General features: G+C 49.4%; 17 protein-coding genes and 2 tRNA genes. 13 read left to right on the forward strand and 6 right to left on the reverse strand.

What is annotated here, in order from left to right; translation table 11 throughout:
- Position 1: 1 nt before the first annotated feature.
- From MLD66_RS12050 to MLD66_RS12065, 4 genes are all read right to left on the reverse strand, one after another.
- A complete protein-coding gene (locus MLD66_RS12050; RefSeq protein WP_247218211.1) occupies positions 2-1,195 on the reverse strand; it encodes an amidohydrolase in 1,194 nt (397 codons plus the stop codon).
- A gap of 80 nt (positions 1,196-1,275) precedes the next feature.
- A complete protein-coding gene (cruF, locus tag MLD66_RS12055) occupies positions 1,276-2,175 on the reverse strand; it encodes a gamma-carotene 1'-hydroxylase CruF (protein WP_247218213.1) in 900 nt (299 codons plus the stop codon).
- Between the two features lie 130 nt (positions 2,176-2,305).
- Entirely contained in the window at positions 2,306-3,166 is an 861-nt protein-coding gene (locus tag MLD66_RS12060; protein WP_247219112.1) for a branched-chain amino acid ABC transporter permease, read from the reverse strand.
- A 422-nt stretch (positions 3,167-3,588) separates the two neighbouring features.
- A tRNA-Leu gene (locus MLD66_RS12065) sits at positions 3,589-3,672 on the reverse strand.
- Between the two features lie 97 nt (positions 3,673-3,769).
- On the opposite strand from MLD66_RS12065, the gene MLD66_RS12070 reads away from it, so the two are divergent.
- The 10 genes from MLD66_RS12070 (at position 3,770) to MLD66_RS12115 (ending at position 13,891) form a co-directional block, all read left to right on the forward strand.
- Positions 3,770-5,209 (forward strand): MBL fold metallo-hydrolase, encoded by a 1,440-nt coding sequence (locus MLD66_RS12070; RefSeq protein ID WP_247218214.1) that lies wholly within the window; start codon positions 3,770-3,772, stop codon positions 5,207-5,209.
- Between the two features lie 15 nt (positions 5,210-5,224).
- Complete coding sequence (locus MLD66_RS12075) at positions 5,225-6,439, forward strand: glutathione S-transferase family protein (protein WP_247218216.1); 1,215 nt, start codon at positions 5,225-5,227, stop codon at positions 6,437-6,439.
- 161 nt (positions 6,440-6,600) lie between these two features.
- Positions 6,601-6,762 carry a hypothetical protein gene (locus MLD66_RS12080; protein ID WP_247218218.1) on the forward strand — a complete coding sequence of 54 codons (162 nt, stop codon included), beginning with the start codon at positions 6,601-6,603 and terminating at the stop codon, positions 6,760-6,762.
- Positions 6,763-6,959: 197 nt separating this feature from the next.
- Entirely contained in the window at positions 6,960-8,543 is a 1,584-nt protein-coding gene (locus MLD66_RS12085) for an AAA family ATPase (protein ID WP_247218220.1), read from the forward strand.
- On the forward strand, positions 8,536-9,948 hold the full coding sequence (locus tag MLD66_RS12090) for a pentapeptide repeat-containing protein (protein ID WP_247218222.1): 1,413 nt from the start codon (positions 8,536-8,538) through the stop codon (positions 9,946-9,948). The genes MLD66_RS12085 and MLD66_RS12090 overlap by 8 nt, the downstream gene beginning before the upstream one ends.
- A 130-nt stretch (positions 9,949-10,078) precedes the next feature.
- The gene (locus MLD66_RS12095) at positions 10,079-10,453 is read left to right on the forward strand and encodes a DUF1257 domain-containing protein (protein WP_247218225.1); all 375 of its coding nucleotides are present in this window, start codon (positions 10,079-10,081) and stop codon (positions 10,451-10,453) included.
- Positions 10,453-11,355 (forward strand): pentapeptide repeat-containing protein, encoded by a 903-nt coding sequence (locus tag MLD66_RS12100; RefSeq protein WP_247218227.1) that lies wholly within the window; start codon positions 10,453-10,455, stop codon positions 11,353-11,355. The genes MLD66_RS12095 and MLD66_RS12100 overlap by 1 nt, the downstream gene beginning before the upstream one ends.
- Before the next feature lie 51 nt (positions 11,356-11,406).
- On the forward strand, positions 11,407-11,628 hold the full coding sequence (locus MLD66_RS12105) for a DUF2997 domain-containing protein (RefSeq protein WP_247218229.1): 222 nt from the start codon (positions 11,407-11,409) through the stop codon (positions 11,626-11,628).
- On the forward strand, positions 11,625-12,356 hold the full coding sequence (locus tag MLD66_RS12110) for a helix-turn-helix domain-containing protein (RefSeq protein ID WP_247218231.1): 732 nt from the start codon (positions 11,625-11,627) through the stop codon (positions 12,354-12,356). Before MLD66_RS12105 ends, MLD66_RS12110 begins: the two co-directional genes overlap by 4 nt.
- Positions 12,353-13,891, forward strand: coding sequence for an Hsp70 family protein (locus MLD66_RS12115; protein ID WP_247218233.1), 1,539 nt, complete (start codon positions 12,353-12,355; stop codon positions 13,889-13,891). Before MLD66_RS12110 ends, MLD66_RS12115 begins: the two co-directional genes overlap by 4 nt.
- Before the next feature lie 514 nt (positions 13,892-14,405).
- Here the strand turns inward: MLD66_RS12115 and MLD66_RS12120 are convergent.
- Positions 14,406-14,477, reverse strand: a tRNA-Val gene (locus tag MLD66_RS12120).
- A gap of 105 nt (positions 14,478-14,582) precedes the next feature.
- Between MLD66_RS12120 and MLD66_RS12125 the strand changes: the two genes are divergently transcribed.
- Positions 14,583-15,323, forward strand: a complete 741-nt coding sequence (locus MLD66_RS12125; RefSeq protein WP_247218235.1) for an ABC transporter ATP-binding protein — start codon at positions 14,583-14,585, stop codon at positions 15,321-15,323.
- Here MLD66_RS12125 and MLD66_RS12130 read toward each other — a convergent pair.
- Positions 15,320-15,841 (reverse strand): thioredoxin domain-containing protein, encoded by a 522-nt coding sequence (locus tag MLD66_RS12130; RefSeq protein WP_247218237.1) that lies wholly within the window; start codon positions 15,839-15,841, stop codon positions 15,320-15,322. The genes MLD66_RS12125 and MLD66_RS12130 overlap by 4 nt on opposite strands.
- Positions 15,842-15,951: 110 nt before the next feature.
- Between MLD66_RS12130 and acsF the strand changes: the two genes are divergently transcribed.
- Both acsF and MLD66_RS12140 read left to right on the forward strand, forming a co-directional pair.
- Complete coding sequence (gene acsF, locus MLD66_RS12135) at positions 15,952-17,022, forward strand: magnesium-protoporphyrin IX monomethyl ester (oxidative) cyclase (protein WP_247218239.1); 1,071 nt, start codon at positions 15,952-15,954, stop codon at positions 17,020-17,022.
- Between the two features lie 50 nt (positions 17,023-17,072).
- The gene (locus MLD66_RS12140) at positions 17,073-17,801 is read left to right on the forward strand and encodes a PspA/IM30 family protein (RefSeq protein WP_247218241.1); all 729 of its coding nucleotides are present in this window, start codon (positions 17,073-17,075) and stop codon (positions 17,799-17,801) included.
- Positions 17,802-17,817 lie beyond the last annotated feature (16 nt).

Here is a 17,817-nt window from a genome sequence, read left to right on the forward strand (position 1 = left end):
TTTAACGACCGTATTGTTCCAAACAGCGGATAAATAATTCTACCCCCAAACTGAGTACCGCTTCATCAAAATCAAACCGGGGATGGTGGTGGGGAAAATCCAACCCTTTGCTGGGATTCGCCGACCCCAAAAAGAAATAGCACCCCGGCACTTCCTGGAGAAAAAAGCTCATGTCCTCGCCCCCCAGGGTTTGACAATCGGGCAGAACGCCCAATCCCGGTTCCACCACCTGTTGCGCCACGGTACGCACCAATTCGGTCATGGCTGGGTCATTCACCAAGGGCGGGTAAAGGTATTCGTAATCCCAGCGGTAGGTGGCACCATAGGCGTGACAAATTCCCTGGATGATGCTCTCCAGCTTTTGGGGGATCACCTTGGCTAAATCTGGGTTGAAGTAGCGCACCGTCCCCCCCAGGGTCGCCTGGTCGGCAATGACATTCCGGGCATGACCGCTGTGGAATTCCCCCACCGTCACCACCGCCGGTTCCAGGGGGCTGATTTGCCGGGCCACCACACTTTGCAGAGCCACCACCACCTGCGCCGCCACCACCAGGGCATCCACGGTCTGTTGGGGTTTAGCGCCATGCCCCCCCCGTCCCTGAATCTGGCACCGAAAAAAGTCAGAAGCGGCCATCAACGGCCCGGAGCGCACCCCCACCGACCCCGCAGGCAGGTCATTCCACAGGTGCAGACCAAACATGGCTTCCACCCGGGGATTTTCCAACACCCCCGCCTCGATCATCGGTTTCGCACCGCCAGGCCCTTCCTCCGCCGGTTGAAAGATGAGCTTCACCGTGCCCCGCAGGTGTTCCCGGTGGTGAGCCAGATAATGCGCCACCCCCAGCAAAATCGCCGTATGTCCGTCATGGCCGCAGGCGTGCATCACCCCATCAATCTGGGAACGGTAGGGCACCGTGTTTAATTCCTGAATGGGCAGGGCATCCATATCCGCCCGCAGTCCCATCACCGGCCCTGGTCTCGACCCAGAAATCACCGCCACTACCCCGGTTTGGGCAATACCCGTCTGCGGTTGATACCCCCATTGGCGGAGCAATTCCACCACCCGTGCCGCCGTTTCCACCTCCCGAAACCCCAATTCCGGGCGTTGGTGCAATGTCCTGCGCCATTGGACAAGCTGGGGTTGCAGAGCCTGAATCGCAGGGCGAATGGGGATCGACGAGGTCGCCAGGGTCAAGGTTCCTGCCCCTCCATACAAGGATTTTTCATCTTAATTTTACAATTTTAGAATAGACGGGGGGTTCGCTTCGTTGGCACCTAACGAGCCACCAAATCCAATTCCGGCAACACCACCTGGGTCGGCACCGGCCGCCCTGCCACCCACCAGCACACCAAGGCCGGGATCACCCCCAACCCCACCCCCAAACCGATGGGAATCCAGTAGGAACCAGCCAACAACCCCAGGGTAATCACCGCCCCAAACAGAAAATTCACCAGGTAGATCACCAACGGTAAGGTCAGACTCCGCCGGTCTAGGTTCAACCGCTGTGCCTTCATCACCCCCCACCCCAGGGCGGCTACGGTCATAAACACCACCCCGGTTCCCACCCAACCGGCCAAATTCCGATAGGGCATCCCAAAAAATGCCCCCACCTCCTGAAACTCCCAAAAGGGCACCGGCGTTTGACTCATCGCTGGGTCAAGGGCTAAATCCCACGCCATCAACAAAATTGCCCCCAACCCGACCGCCCCCGCCAACCGTAACCCCTCCCGTTGCAACCGCCCCAACCCGCCGTAAGCCAGCAAAAAACACACCAAACCCATGTAAAACCAGGACAGGGGGATGGTAAAGGGCACCAACCCGGCAATTTTATACCCCAAGCCGTCCAAATAACCATAATGCCCAAACGGAAACCCAGTGCTGGTACCAAGCAATTCACTCGCCAAAGACAAGCCCACCGCCGGGACGAAAAACCCCCACAACAACCGGGCACCCAACACCCGCACCCCGTAGAGAATCACCGCCAGCGCCCCTAACAAAATATAGACAATGCCGCCCCCCGCCATACTCCAGGCGAACAGCCGTTGACCCACCGCCGGTAACGCCAGCACCCAAGCGGGATGGGGTAACACCAGTACCAAACCCGCCACGCCAAACACCATCGCCACAATATGCGCCGCTACCGCCAGCCGTTCCATCCGTATTCCGTGGGTCATAACACCATCCCAGTCACCAAATTACCTCTGCCTTTAATAGTTTACAAATCTTTAAGAGTTTTTCTCAGGGAATCCCCCAAAATCTTTTAGACTTACCCATTTTTTTATTTATCTGTTCACCCCACCGGCTTCACATCGTCCCCCGGAACAAGCCTTGGGGTCGCACCAACAGCACCAGCATCATCACCACCAACGCCACCCCCAGTTTGTACTCACTCGGCAACCAGTAGGTACTCACCTCCTGCGCCACCCCCACGATCACCGCCCCCAGGATTGCCCCGTAGGGATTGCCAATCCCCCCCAAAATCACCGCCGCAAACATCGGCAGGAGCAAAAACCAACCCATATTCGGGCGCACCGCCGTAATCAGTCCATACATCGCCCCGCCCAGTGCCGTTACCCCCCCCGCCACCACCCACGTCCACAGGATCACCCGCTGGACATTCACCCCCGCCACCTTTGCCAATTCCGGATTGTCCGCCACCGCCCGCATCTGCCGCCCCACCGCAGTTTTTTGTAATAATAAATGTAGGACAATAACCGCTAAAATTGCCAATCCCAGCACCACGATCCGATTGGTTGTCACCTGCACCATCCCCAGGCGCACCGCCCCAAACACCGGCAGATTATAGTTTTGGTTCTGACCGCCCCAGATCAAAATCAAACCATTGCGGATGAATAATGCCAACCCAATGGACATGATCATCATGGTGGTGGGAGACGTTCGCCGACGCCGCACTGGTGCCCAGAGGATGGTTTCTGTCAGGACAAACGCACCGATGGTCAAACCGCATCCTGCCACCATCGCCAGGGGCAGGGGGAATCCCCAACTATTGACCAGGAGGGTTGCATAGGCTCCCAGGGTCAAAAAATCCCCGTGGGCAAAATTAGACAGGCGCAAAATGCCATACACCAGGGTCAAGCCCACCGACCCCAGGGCGATGATCCCCCCCAAAGCCAAGCCATTGATCAGCAGTTGCGCCAGTTCCACATTGATCATGGTTCAAACTATAGCAATCCCCATTGAATTTAAGCAGGTTTTGGGAATTTCCGCATCTTGGCAAGAGAATTTTTTGCCGCTTCAAAGAACGAAAATCGTGATGTGCTGGCAGGGGAACCTCTATTTATTACTTGAATTCCTTGAACCAATCATAAATCCCATCATGGGAATGCCCATATTCGCCAGAACCAAGGGCACTGCGACCGCTAACTTTGAATTGATAGAGGTGCACAGGAAATAGAGCGATTACAAATACCTAAAAAATATCGCATTCTAAATCGAAATGACTATATATACTTCACACCATAAACCCAGGAGAGCATCCCACTTCAGCCCAAACATGGTTCCTAACAGGCAGTGGTCAGTGGAGCACTGTCTCCTGGAATTCCACCTATCATCGGTATTTCCAGCTATGGGCAGAGCGAGAATCGAACTCGCAAGGTATTGCTACCGGCAGATTTTGAGTCTGCTGCGTCTACCAGTTCCGCCATCCGCCCAGGGATCAACTAATATACCACAAGGGCAACCCTATCGGTTGTGTGGGCAATTCTTTACCCAGAAGTTACCCTAAGTGGGGGTGTATTGGGGGGGGCGATGCAATTCACGATCCTGAGCCATGCGGGACTACTGGTGCAACACGCAGGCGTATCTCTGGTGACCGACCCTTGGCTGTGGGGTTCCTGCTATTGGCGGAGTTGGTGGAATTTCCCAGAGGCTCCCCCCGAGTTGATGAATGAATTACAACCTGATTACATTTATATTACCCATTTGCACTGGGATCATTTTCACGGCCCATCCCTACGCCATTTTCATCGGGAAACGCCCATCTTAGTCCCCCTGGTGCATACCCGCCGCATGGTCAAGGATTTGCAGAGTTTAGGGTTTAGAAATATCATCGAAATTCCCCACGGTGGCAAAATTAAGTTAGGTGAACATTTGTTTTTACATTCCTTTCAATTTGGGATTACGGTTGATTCAGCAGTGGTGATCACGAATGGGGAAATCACCCTATTGAATGCCAATGATTGTAAATTGTTTGGGTTGCCACTCCAGCATATTCAAAAGCAGTTTCCACAGATAGATTTTGTCCTGCGAAGTTTTTCGAGCGCCTCGGCAATTCCCTATTGTATTGAAGATTATCAACAACGGTTTGGGGAGTTCCGTTCTACGGCACAATATATGCAGGAATTTACGGAATTTAGTTTAACCGTTGGGGCAAAGTATGCCATCCCGTTTGCCAGTAATCATTGCTTTTTACATCGAGAAACCCAAGAGTTTAATGCTACGGCAGTTTCTCCAGAAGCCTTAGCGACCTATTGCAATCAAGTCAGTCAGGAACGGGGGCTAAAAACCCAATGCGTCCTCATGCCACCGGGTAGTTCTTGGTCAGAGGCAGGGGGGTTCCAACTGCGGGAATTTGACTATCAAAAAGCCGATGAATATATCACTTATTTGCATCAGAAATATCAAAATACTTTGGAAAAACAATATGCCAAAGAAGCCCAGGTTAAACCGGATTATCCAGCCTTTGAGCGATATTTCCGGGAATTGTTGAACGCTCTGCCTCCGAAATTGCCGAGAATTTCTAAAATGACCGTTTTATTCCATATTCATCAGCAGGAACATTACTATTGGTTATTGGATTTTCGCAGTCGCAGGATTACGGTTTTGACTGAACCGATCACCGCCACCTTAACCATTCAAGTGACAGCACTAGTGATCAATGACTGTTGCCGCAAACGGATGTTTTCCACTTGGGGACCCTCCAAACGATTGCGGATTCGCTTAGCTCCAGAGGCATCTTGGGTGGATGTGCGGGTGTTTTTATCCCTTTTAGATGCGTGGGAAAATGAGTATTTACCGATTTGGAATCATTTACGACCCCGTTATTTGGGAATTTGGCTACGTCGCTGGCGGGAATTTGTGGAAGCGGGACGTTTGGCGTGGCGATTACGCCGGGGAAAATTGGCGGTGGATGCGTTGTATCGTTCCCCATCTGCTCCGAGTGCAACCGGTAAACTTGTGAATGAATAGGCAAATGGTTCGCTGATGAATGCGCTTACTTGGACGGAATTGATGGATTTAGATCATTGGTCGCTTGACCGGGTGAATGGGGCGACGAATGCTCAGGCTCGTCTGCGCTTATTTGGGCAAAGTGAAGAGGTGGTGCGGGTGACGTTGTACCGGGATCATCATGCCTGGTGCCCCTATTGCCAGAAGGTATGGCTGTGGTTGGAGGAAAAACGGATTCCTTATCGCATCGCTAAGGTGACGATGTTTTGCTATGGACAAAAGGAGGTTTGGTACACCCAAAAAGTGCGTTCGGGGATGTTACCAGCGGTGGAATTGGATGGGCGGCTGATTACCGAAAGTGATGATATTTTAATTGCTTTGGAACGAACGTTTGGTCCTTTGGGAATTAGTTTGCAGGCACCCGAGGCTATCCCTTTGCGCCAGTTGGAACGGTTGCTGTTTCGGGCGTGGTGTAACTGGTTATGTCAACCGAGCATTTCATCCCGACAGGAACAGGTGAATCAACAGCATTTTCAACGGGTGCTTGACCAGGTAGAAGCGGCATTAACTCGCACACCTGGGGCGTATTTTTTGGATGATTTTAGTGTGATTGATGTGATTTTTACCCCCTATGTGGAACGGATGCACGCCAGTCTTTACTATTACAAAGGGTATGGATTGCGGGAGCAAAATCCGACTTTGTCCGCCTGGTTTGATGCCATGGAACGCCGGTCAACCTATCGGGGTACCCAGGGTGATTTTCACACCCATGTCCATGATTTGCCTCCGCAGATGGGTGGGTGTTGGGCGAATGATACGCCAGTGACCAAAGCCAACCAAATCCGGGTGGATCAGGGACCTTGGTGGGATTTGCCTGATGCCCGTTACCCGGAACCGGAAACCAGTCGCCAAGAAGCGTTGCATCGGGTGCTAAAACACCGGGGCAATATCATCCGGGTCAATCCCGCCCCCCCTGACCTGATGGATGAGGCATTGCGGTGTGCCCTGACCCATTTGGTGACGGGGAACCTGTGTCAGCCTCCCAAGGGTGCCGATGCGGCTCTGCGTTACCTGCGGGACCGGATCAGTGTGCCGAGGGATATGAGTATTTATGCGGCGAAGCGACTGCGAACCTCCCTGGAAGCAACGGCGGCACTGGCGGGGGATCGGCAGGGGATACCAATTCCGACCCAACACCGACGGGATCAGGACCCGGCTCAATTTGCGATGGTGGGGGAATTGCCTGGTTAGTTATCAATTACAAATAAAAAATGAGAGTTTCGCTTTACTAATGTTGGCATGGGACATAATCTTAGCAAACCTCTCTCCCTGAAAGGATTTTGGGCGTTGATCACTATACGACATCATTACTTACTTGGAACTCTCATTATTGAGAAGACCTCCAAACTCCTATGTTCTGTCTGACTGCCATAAAATTACCCTCAGAAGCGATTGAAGGAGCGTTGCGAATTGGGCTGAGGAAATTTACAACCGATGCTGAAGTGGAGCAAGCGGCAGATATTTTAATTTCAGAAACTCAAAAAATTCAGCTAATGCTAACAGGTTATGCTTAAAAATATTAGGCATTTTAATGCGTAAATATTTCACTGGATTCATAAACATATTTTTTTGAAAAACCAAGTGTAAAGATACTACTGCAACTCTTTTTGAGTATTTAATAACTCAATATGGAATGGTTACATATTGTGGGATATTGCCAATTTTTTGGTAAATATAGTAAGATAGCATTGCAAGCTTAGATAGAATCCTAATGATTGATGAAAAAGTAGTATCATATTTAGATTTGGTAATCCGTGCTCGGTATCCTCTGTTGTTAATTGTTAGTGCTGAGGAGGAACCGGTTGAGGAAGCTATTGTACAAACAGCAAGCATTATCAAACCCACCCGTGAGGTATTGTTTTGGGATTTGGTCGGTGGTTGGGAAGATAATGGGCAGTGTAAAGGGCAGGTGATGTCGGCACTGCAACGGATTGTGAGTTTTCCTGCCGAAAAGCCCGCTATTTTTGTTCTGAAGGATATGCTTCCGATTTTACAAAATTCACAGCGGAGTGAAAATTATCCGGTGATTAGACAGTTAAAAAGATTGGTGCGGGAGGGACGCAGTTCTCGAAAAACCATAATTCTCTTAAGCTATGTTGCTGTGGTACCGGCAGAATTAAAGGAAGAAATGGTGATTATTGATTTTCCATTGCCAGGTTTGGCGGAAATACAGGAGTTGATTAGAACCACAGTCCCGCCAGATCGATTAAAAATACAAGGGTTGGGTCAAGAGCAATTGATTCGGGCTTGTCAGGGTTTGACCCGTCAACGGATTCAGCGTATTTTGGCGAGAGCGTTAGCCCAAAAGAATCAGGTAACAGAGAAAGATATTGATTTAGTATTAGAGGAGAAAAAACAATATATTCGGCAAACAGAAATTTTAGAGTTTTATCCCGCTTCTACGACCATGAGTAGTGTGGGGGGATTAGAGAACCTGAAGGAGTGGGTAAGGCAACGGCGGAATAGCTTTGGGGAGCAAGCGGCAACATATGGTTTGCCTACACCGAAGGGGGTGCTTTTAGTGGGTATTCAAGGTACGGGTAAGTCCCTATCTGCCAAAACCATTGCTCAAGAGTGGCGTATGCCGCTTTTACGTTTGGATGCGGGTCGTTTGTTTGGGGGTATTGTGGGGGAGAGTGAAGGCAGAACCCGTCAGATGATCCAAATTGCCGAGGCAATGGCTCCCTGTGTTTTATGGTTAGATGAAATTGACAAAGCCTTTGGGGGTGTGGGCGGTGAATATTCTGGGGATTCTGGCACCAGTAAGCGAGTTTTTGGTGGTTTAATTACTTGGATGCAAGAGAAGACCAAGCCCGTTTTTATTGTGGCAACTGCAAATAATGTCCAGGTTTTACCCGCTGAATTGTTACGCAAAGGGCGGTTTGATGAAATTTTCTTCCTGAATTTACCGACGGAGCCAGAGCGGCGGGAGATATGGCGAGTCCATTTAGAGCGAGTACGACCCAGCCGCATTCGGGATTTTCAATTAGATGAACTAGCGCATTACAGTGAAGATTTTAGCGGTGCGGAGATTGAGCAATGTGTTTATGATGCAATGCATCGGGCGTTTAATGAACAGCCGCCACGGGAATTCCAGCAAGGGGATATTCTGCACAGCATCAACCAAACGGTTCCTTTAGCCAGTATTGCTAAACCCCAAATTGAGGCTTTGAAACGGTGGGCAGCCGAGTCAGGGGCAAGGGTGGCTTCTCGGGATGAGCATCTGGTTGCAGAACTGAATAACTTGGTTCAGAAACGCGGTCTGCATCCCATTGAAGTAGATACCTATGAGTAATAACCATCCAATCAACTACGACCCGGTAATTGGTGGGCAGGAAATTAGTTTAAGCCCTGTTCTCGGTGGTATAGAAGTTATTAAATCTGCCTTGAGAAGTAATGACTATGAGGTGCGGATTAGGGCATTAGGGGATGCGCTCAAGTATGGAGAGGATGGAGCTAATCTTCTCATGACCGTGATGCAGGAGGACAAAGATTGGCGAGTCCAGTATTGGGCATGGAAGATTTTGTTAGAGAGTGGCAATACAAGGGTTAAGGATTTTCAGATTCCCTGTAGAAAAATTGACAATATCAGGGCAAGGTACAAAGCTGGTGAGCGAGATTTCCGTTGGGCTGACCTGCGTGAGGCAAAGCTACGTTGGGCAGACCTGAGTGAAGCTGACTTGAGTGGGGCAAACCTGTATCGGGCAAGACTGTATGAAGCGGATTTGAGCGAGACGAACCTGACTGGGGCAGACCTGCCTGGGGCAAACCTGGGTAGGGCGAATCTGACGTGGGCGAACCTGACGTGGGCGAACCTAAGTGGGGCGAATCTGAGCCAGGCGGACCTGCGCAGGGCGAACCTGACGTGGGCGAATCTGAACCAAGTGGACTTGAGTAGGGCAAACCTGAGTGGGGCGAATCTGAACCAAGCGGACTTAAGTGGGGCATACTTATATGGCGTAATTGTTGATGAAAGCACCCAGATCGATCCCAAGTGGCGCTTAGTTTGCGAAATTTTTAATCAAGATGGTTACCAGAAAAATCTGAGGAACATTGACCTAAGTGGAGCAAATCTGAGCGAGGCAAACCTGGAGGGAACTGACCTGACTGGGGCAAACCTGAGTAGGACGAATCTGCGTGGGGCAAACTTGAGTGGGGCGAATCTCAACCAAGCGGACTTGAGCGGGGCATACTTATATGGCGTAATTGTTGATGAAAGCACCCAGATCGATCCCAAGTGGCGCTTAGTTTGCGAAATTTTTAATCAAGATGGTTACCAGAAAAATCTGAGGAACATTGACCTAAGTGGAGCAAATCTGAGCGAGGCAAACCTGGAGGAAACTGACCTGACTGGGGCAAACCTGAGTGGGACGAACCTGCGTGGAGCAAACTTGAGCGGGGCGAATCTGAACCAGGCGAACCTGCGTGATGCTGACCTGCGTGGGGCCAACTTGAGTGGGGCGAATCTGAACCAAGCGGACTTGAAGGGGGCAAACGTACGGGGAGTAAAATTGGAGGGTGCTGACTCAAGGGAAGCCAATTGTACCAATGCAAAAATGTCGTGGTCTTTTGTTCTTTCTTACTGGCTTGTTAAAGGGGTTTATTTACTTTTTTATTCACTTCGTATGCTTTGGGGCTTTTTGGTCGTTCTGGTTGATGCCTTAAAAACAGTTCTACTGGAGAGTCTCCGGAAATACTGAATCATAGAAGTTGGGATAGCGTAATGAGTGCTTGACAGCCTTGTTTATCATTAAAAGATACTAAAATTTTTAGGATGCGTAAATTCTTTTCGTTATTATACCTGTAAGTAGTATTATCCATTTTCTACTTATGTCTCATTTTACAAGGATTCGTGTCGAGCTTAAAAATCTGGCTTTACTGCAAGAGGTATTGGAGTCACAAGGGCATCGGGTAAAAATGAACGCCCAAGTACGAGGTTTTGCTGGCAACAGAACGACCGCCGATTTGCTTGTTGTCCGTCCAAATGGCTATGACATTGGTTTTTGCAAGCGGGGTGACACGGTAGAAATGGTTGCAGATTTTTGGGGGACAGAAGTTACTGCTGAAGGATTTTTAGCACCGATTAGGAGAGAATACAGTCGCAGGCAGATATTAGCGACAGCGGCAGAGAAGGGATTTACTGTCGAGTCGGAAACCATTGATGAGAAGGGTGAAATTAAGATAGTGCTGGGGAGGTGGGTCTAATGACACAGACCAGTTATGATCCAGTCATTGGTGGGCAGGAAATTAATTTAGGTCCCGTTATTGGTGGTATAGAAGCCATTAAGTATGCCTTGCAAAGTGATAACTCTGAGGTGCGAATGAGAGCGCTGGAGGATGCATTGAATTATGGTGATGATGGAGCTAATTTAGCTATTACTGTGATGAAGGAGGATAAAGATTGGAGAGTGCAATATTGGGCATGGAAGATTTTATTAGAAAGTAACAATACAAGCATTAAGGATTTTCAGATTCCCTATAGAAAAATTGATGATATTAGGGCAAGGTACGAAACTGGTGAGCGGGATTTTCGTTGGGCTGACCTGCACAAAGCCAACCTGAACCGAGTCGATCTAAGGGAAGCTGACCTAAGCTTTGCCGACCTGAGGGGTGCCAACCTGAGCAGTGTCAACCTGAGGGAAGCCGACCTGAGCTTTGCTGACCTGAGGGGAACCAAGCTGAGCGGTGTCAACCTGCGCTTTGCCAACCTGCGCTTTGCTGACCTAAGAGATGCCAACCTGCGGGGTGCCAACCTAAGTGACACCAACCTGAGTGGTGCTAGCTTGCGCGGTGCTGATTTGAGCGGTGTCGACCTGAGGGGTTCAGTCATATCTTGCGATACTCAGATAGACCCCAAATGGCGTCTGGTTTGGGAAATTGTCAACGGCTATGCCAATGTCAACAACCTGAGCGGCACTGACCTGAGCCGTGCTAGCCTGAGCGGTGCTGACCTGAGTGGTGCTGACCTAAGCTTTGCCAACCTGAGCTTTGCCAATCTGAGGGGTGCTAACCTGAGGGAAGCCAAGTTAGATGGGGCTAATTTGAAGGGCACCAACTTAGAAGGTGCTAAAATGCTTGAGGTTACTAAAATGCCAGGACTTTGGTAACCTTTATGGAAATTTTTTGCTTGAATTCTTCCGAATGCTAGGGGTTGAGTCATGGCAGAGTATCAACAGGTTGAGTACACGATTGATAAAGACGGCAACATCACCGAGAAGGTGTTAAACGCCACTGGTGCCAGTTGTCTTGACCTCACCGCAGAAGTCGAGGCGGCCTTGGGAGTTGTTGAGCAAAGAGAATTACTGCCCAGTTATTACGAAACTCCGTCTGCAACTGAAGAAACCACAAATGAACAAGTTTCCCAAATTCAATCATCATGAGACACGACAACAATTCTGATAAAGGATCACTTTTGAGTTCTACCCTTCTCAAGTGGTGGAATTCCATCATTAATTGGTGGCGTTCTTTTGATCCTAATGCTATGAAAAGCCACGACTCTCTACTTAAAAACTACATGAAGCCTGTGGGCTTGACCACTTGGAAACAACTGCGTGACCATGTCAAAATCAGCCGCTCTACACTGCACTACTTACGCACAGGGCAGGCAGACCATCTCCCCATTCATACACTGAAGGCGATTGCTCAACACCTAAACACAGACTGGACGAAGTTATTACAAGATTTTAGTAACATAACATTCCCAAATTTAGGAGAGCAGTATTACCAAGAATGTCAACGATTACAAGAACAATTAGACACTCAAGCAATTCAACTCACCCGTCAGACTCAGGAACAAACATTTCAGAAAATTACACCCTTGTTGGTACAATACCCCACACTGCAACAAGTGGTTCAGCAAAAGCGACCCGATTTACCTGCGACTACCGTCTTAAACCTGTTAAAAAGTTTAGAAAATCTGCTCCAAGATTGGGGCATCGAACCTATTGGTACTCCTTGGCAAAATGTTACCTTTGACCCAGAACTACACCAACCTGATACAGAGGACATTTATCCTGGCGAAGCGGTTTATATCCGTTTCATTGGCTACCGCAGTCCCACCCAAATCCTTGTTCGTGCCAAAGTCAGCCGTACCCTACCAGAATTATGACCGTTCTAGCCATTGATTTTGGTACTTCCAATACAGTTGTGTGTCTGCATAATCTAGTGCATGGTCAACCCGAAACGCTAGATTTAGGCTCGCTTTCTTTTCGTTATGATCAAGCATCACCTCTAATTCCTTCATTAATTCATATTGATTCCCGTGACCAAGTAACAATTGGAAACAAAGTGCCAAAGTATGATTGCTCTCGTATTCTTAAAGGATTTAAGCGTGAGTTGTGTCAAGCCTTTCAACCGGCACCCACCTATATTAATCAACGACCTTACACCCCGAAAGATGCCGCTACTCTATTTCTGAAAGAATTACTTAAATCCATCGAAGAAATTGCAAAAATTAAGCCGACAGAATTCATTTTTTCCACACCAGTAGGAGCTTATGAAAGCTATTATCATTGCTTACAAGATATTGCCAGTGAAGCAGGGTATAAGCAGGTGCGATTTATTGATGAATCCACTGCCGCCGCTCTGGGTTACGGGGTAAAAAATCCAGGGAAAATTATTTTAGTTATTGATTTGGGCGGTGGCACTTTAGATTTATCTTTAACTAAAATTGTCAAGCCTGAAACAAATCAAAGTATCTACCAGGGCGAAGTGTTGGTTAAAACCGACCGAGCTTATGGTTGTGGCGGTTTAGATATTGACCGATGGATTGCTGAAGATTGCTTAAAAAAGCATGGGCGTACATACAAAGATATTGGCGAATCGGCATGGCAGAATTTATTAATGATTAGTGAAAAGGTAAAAATCCGATTATCTCAATATGAACTTGCTGAGGAAAGCTTTCTGGATGAAAATACATTTGAAACCTGGAAAATTAGCTTAAAGCGTCAAGAATTAGAAGATATTTTGGAAAGGCAGGGATTTTTGCGACTTTTACGAGAAGCGGTTGATGAGGTATTGGAAATAGGCTACAGCAAGGGTATCAGTAAAAGGGAAATACATCATGTTCTGCTTGTGGGTGGGTCGAGTCTGATTCCGGCAGTACAATCCCAAGTTTTCTCCTTATTTGGTCGGGAGCGAGTTCATTGTGATAAACCATTTGAAGCAGTCGCTCATGGTGCCTTGTCGCTCATTCAGTTTCAAGGAATCAATGACTATCTACGACACACTTACGCGCTACGTCATTACAATCCCTTTACCAAAGCCAATGAATACTATCCCCTTTTCCAAAGTGGAAGCTCCTATCCATGTATTGCACCTGCTCTCTATCTGCAAGCCAACCATACGGGACAGCAACAAATTCAATTAATCGTTGGTGAATATACCCCTTCCGGAGCGACAGAAGTGTACTATGATGAGCAGGGAATGTTGCAAATCCGTAGCAGTGATGCTGATTCTAGCTTCCGCCCATTGGGTTCGCAAAATACGGTTCAATTTCCCTTAAATCCACCGGGAGTCAAAGGGGAAGACCGTCTGAGTGTCAATTTCTTTATTGACCCAGGGCGCACCCTGAAAGTAGATGTTTTCGATATGAAAAATCAAACATTTATTCTGAAACAGCAGGCAGTGGGACGCTTGCAGTAATTCCCTATAAACCCGAGACATTTTCCTTTTAGCTTATGGGTGCTTCTAAAAATAGGTCGCAGGGGCACTGCCCCCGTCCTTGGTTCTAAGTAATTCCCATTCGTTAATTAAGTAGGATTGCTCAGTATAGCTAAGTACGGTTAGGTTGTCGCCTCAAAAATTCATGGCTACGCCACGCAAGCTATGGAGAACCAGTGCGTGGCTACGCCCTGCGACCCATATCTATGTCAACCTTTGCGTGTTTAGCTATAGTGTTGAACCCTGGAATAAAAGTTCATAAATTCGAGTCAGGCAAAACACTTAATGAGAAGATTTTTCGTTATAAATGAGAATTTGGCTCCCAAATGACAATGTTTTGTATCATCAGGTTAAATGCACATTTTGGCACAAACCCTCAAAATCTTAAGATTCAACACTTCTGAGGATTGCTATATGGCTACATTAGATTTGGTGTACTAATGGGGCAAATCCTGTAATGCTTGTAGAATCGGTGTATTTGGCTTATTTATTGGGATGGGCGGTACTGGGATCGAACCAGTGGCATCCTGCTTGTAAGGCAGGCGCTCTACCGCTGAGCTAACCGCCCCTAACCCTTTACCACCATACCAATTTTGGGCACAGATAATACGGATACCCGGAAGCGGCTCTCGCTCCAGTACCATAGGAAGCGGGCAGATTGATGAGGATGTGCATGAGCCAATCCCTATTGCTGGTGGAGCAAGTGTATGCCGGTTATGTGCCGGGTTTGGACATTTTACAGGGAGCCAGTATCGAAATTCATCAGGGGGAATTGGTCACGCTGATTGGTCCCAACGGTGCCGGTAAATCCACCCTGCTCAAAGCCATTTTTAACCTACTCCCCCAGCGGCGGGGACGCATTGAATTTCAAGGACAAGAAACCAAGGACATTCCTACCCATGAATTGGTCGCTAAAGGTATGGGTTATGTGCCGCAACTTGCCAATGTCTTTCCCTCACTTACTGTGGCGGAAAACCTCAGCATTGGGGCGGCGGCTGTGCAGGGCAAAATTGTGAAAAACCGTATCGAAGAATTGACTGCTTTGTTTCCTATTCTCCGGGAACGGTACTCCCAACGGGCAGGCACCCTATCCGGCGGCGAACGGCAATTATTAGCAATGGCACGGGCACTGATGGGACAACCCCAGCTACTCCTCTTGGATGAACCTTCGGCGGCACTGGCTCCCAAATTGGTGGGGGAAGTCATGCACCAGATTCAAGCAATTAACCGCCTGGGCGTAACTATTTTATTGGTGGAACAAAACGCCCGCCAAGCCCTGAAAATTTCCCATCGGGGCTATGTGTTAGAAAATGGTCGGGAATGCTACAGCGGTGCGGGACAGGAACTCCTGCATGACCCCATCATCGGCGAACTCTACCTGGGAATCAAAGCCCCCCTCGAAGCCAACGCCTAGGAAACCGGGGTGCCGTGGGTCAAAGGTTCCACCTGGGGCTTGGGGTCAAGCTGGGGATGCACCGGCGAACTGTGACCGGCACGCACAAAGGGTAGAGGCTGATGTTGTACCAACGCCATCACATTGGCATCCATGACCGTACGGGGTTGCAGACCCACCGCATCCCCCACTAGATGATTCTCCCGGTCGAGGAAAATAAAACGGGGCACCCCATCCACCTCGTACTGCAGTAACTCAGGAATCCAGCGGGGATTGTCCACGTTCAGAAAGACAAAATTCATTTTCTGCCTGTAGCCCGCTTCCAAACTTTGCAAGTCCTTCGCCATTTGCTGACAGGTCTGACACCAATCCGCATAAAACTCAATCATGGTCGGACGGTCATTCGCCAAAGCCACTTCCAGGGGCACCGACTGCGCCGCCAAACTGGCTAAGGAAACCGCACTTTGTTGTGCCCGCACGCCCAAAAACAGGGCTACCGCCAGCACCATTGCTCCCACCGCCAAGACCCAACGTTGCATGGGACACCCCCCCGACATACAACTTCACTATATCAAGAAATGTAACGCTCGCTGGCAACTGGCGCACAACAGTAGCATACTGGGCAAAGGAAAGACTCGTAGAAACACCTATGGTTGCCACGCCCTCGGAAGCCCCGTTTACAGAATTGCGCCCCGGTATCAAAGCTCCGGCGAAGGAAACCATCCTAACGCCCCGGTTCTACACCACGGATTTTGAAGCGATGGCGGCGATGGACATCCGGGCCAATGAGGAAGAACTGCGGGCAATCTTGAAGGAATTTCAAGCAGACTACAACCGGCATCACTTCGTCCGGGATGAGGATTTTAACCGCTCCTGGGATCATATTGATGGGGAAACCCGCCGGTTATTTATTGAATTTTTGGAACGGTCCTGTACGGCTGAGTTTTCCGGGTTTTTGCTTTATAAAGAATTGTCCCGCAAACTTAAGGGGAAAAACCCCATCTTGGCGGAATGTTTCTCCCTGATGTCCCGGGATGAAGCCCGTCATGCGGGATTTTTGAATAAGGCGATGGCGGATTTTGGGTTGAGTTTGGATTTGGGATTTTTGACCAGCCACCGGAGCTACACGTTTTTTGCCCCTAAGTTTATCTTCTACGCCACCTATCTTTCAGAAAAAATTGGCTATTGGCGGTATATCACGATTTACCGGCACCTGGAAAAACATCCCGAAGACCGGATTTATCCGATTTTCAAGTTTTTTGAAAACTGGTGCCAGGATGAAAACCGGCATGGGGACTTTTTTGATGCGATTTTGCGTGCCAATCCCCAGTTTTTGAACGATTGGAAAGCCCGGTTGTGGTGTCGGTTTTTCCTGCTGTCGGTGTTTGCCACCATGTACCTGAATGACTTGCAACGGGCGAAATTTTATGCCGCCATTGGCTTGGAAGCCCGGAGCTACGATTTGGAGGTGATCCGCAAGACCAACTGGACGGCGGGGCGGGTGTTTCCGGTGATTTTGAATGTGGATCATCCCCAGTTTGAACGTTTGTTGGATGCCTGTGCCGCTCGGTATTTACAGATCATTCGCATTGGGGAAAGTCAAGGGGCAAAACTCTGGAAACGCCTGCGGCAAATTCCCCATGCCCTGGGGATTGGGGTGAACCTCCTGCGACTGTACCTGATGCGTCCAGTGCGAGTCGTGCCGGGGCAGGTCTGCTAGGCTTAACCCAGGTTGTATAATAGGGGCAATGGTCACTGGGGGATAAATCAATGGGCTTGTTCGACCGCTTAAGTCGCCTGTTCCGTGCCAATCTGAACGCCGCCATTAGTGCCGCTGAAGACCCGGAAAAGATTCTGGATCAGGCGTTGATGGATATGCAGGAAGACCAGGTGCAACTGCGACAGGCGGTGGCGCAGGCGATGGCGACCCACAAGCGGGTGGAACAGCAGTACAGCCAAAATCTCGCCCTGTCGGAGGAATGGTACCGCAAAGCCCAACTTGCCCTGCAAAAGGGGGATGAGGAACTGGCGAAGCAAGCCCTGTCCCGGCGCAAGGGGTATGCGGATACGGCGGCGGCTTTGAAAACCCAACTCGACCAGCAATCGGCGCAATTGGAAAACCTGCGTCGGCAGATGACCGCCCTGGAAGGCAAAATTGCTGAAGCCAAGACCAAGAAGGATATGCTCAAGGCACGTCTGCGGGCGGCGAAAGCGACGGAGCAGGTGAATCAAGCCCTGGGGAAGGTGGGTACCAGCAGTGCGATGGCGGCTTTTGAGCGGATGGAAGACAAGGTGCTGACCCAGGAAGCCAAAGCCCAAGCGACGGTCGAACTCTCCGGCGACAAGTTGGAAGAGCAATTTAAGTTACTAGAAGGGAATACGGATTTAGATGCGGAATTGTTAGCGATGAAAGCCCAGATGGGGATACTTTCCCCTGCGGAGGCTGCCCCCCCGCCTTTACCTTTGTCCATGAAGCAGGGAGAATTGGAGCAATCCTAGGGTATTCGCATTGGTT

The sequence above is a fragment of the Synechococcus sp. C9 genome, from assembly GCF_022984075.1.
Lineage (GTDB): Bacteria > Cyanobacteriota > Cyanobacteriia > Gloeomargaritales > Gloeomargaritaceae > Gloeomargarita.

What these genes read in the sequence shown, in the direction of transcription:
- MLD66_RS12085 (WP_247218220.1), top strand. Translation starts at nt 6,960, where the DNA reads ATGATTGATGAAAAAGTAGTATCATATTTAGATTTGGTAATCCGTGCT.
- MLD66_RS12125 (WP_247218235.1), top strand. Translation starts at nt 14,583, where the DNA reads ATGAGCCAATCCCTATTGCTGGTGGAGCAAGTGTATGCCGGTTATGTG.
- MLD66_RS12110 (WP_247218231.1), top strand. Translation starts at nt 11,625, where the DNA reads ATGAGACACGACAACAATTCTGATAAAGGATCACTTTTGAGTTCTACC.
- MLD66_RS12075 (WP_247218216.1), top strand. Translation starts at nt 5,225, where the DNA reads ATGAATGCGCTTACTTGGACGGAATTGATGGATTTAGATCATTGGTCG.
- MLD66_RS12100 (WP_247218227.1), top strand. Translation starts at nt 10,453, where the DNA reads ATGACACAGACCAGTTATGATCCAGTCATTGGTGGGCAGGAAATTAAT.
- MLD66_RS12080 (WP_247218218.1), top strand. Translation starts at nt 6,601, where the DNA reads ATGTTCTGTCTGACTGCCATAAAATTACCCTCAGAAGCGATTGAAGGA.
- cruF (WP_247218213.1), bottom strand. Translation starts at nt 2,175, where the DNA reads ATGACCCACGGAATACGGATGGAACGGCTGGCGGTAGCGGCGCATATT.
- MLD66_RS12070 (WP_247218214.1), top strand. Translation starts at nt 3,770, where the DNA reads ATGCAATTCACGATCCTGAGCCATGCGGGACTACTGGTGCAACACGCA.
- acsF (WP_247218239.1), top strand. Translation starts at nt 15,952, where the DNA reads ATGGTTGCCACGCCCTCGGAAGCCCCGTTTACAGAATTGCGCCCCGGT.
- MLD66_RS12140 (WP_247218241.1), top strand. Translation starts at nt 17,073, where the DNA reads ATGGGCTTGTTCGACCGCTTAAGTCGCCTGTTCCGTGCCAATCTGAAC.
- MLD66_RS12090 (WP_247218222.1), top strand. Translation starts at nt 8,536, where the DNA reads ATGAGTAATAACCATCCAATCAACTACGACCCGGTAATTGGTGGGCAG.
- MLD66_RS12130 (WP_247218237.1), bottom strand. Translation starts at nt 15,841, where the DNA reads ATGCAACGTTGGGTCTTGGCGGTGGGAGCAATGGTGCTGGCGGTAGCC.
- MLD66_RS12115 (WP_247218233.1), top strand. Translation starts at nt 12,353, where the DNA reads ATGACCGTTCTAGCCATTGATTTTGGTACTTCCAATACAGTTGTGTGT.
- MLD66_RS12105 (WP_247218229.1), top strand. Translation starts at nt 11,407, where the DNA reads ATGGCAGAGTATCAACAGGTTGAGTACACGATTGATAAAGACGGCAAC.
- MLD66_RS12095 (WP_247218225.1), top strand. Translation starts at nt 10,079, where the DNA reads ATGTCTCATTTTACAAGGATTCGTGTCGAGCTTAAAAATCTGGCTTTA.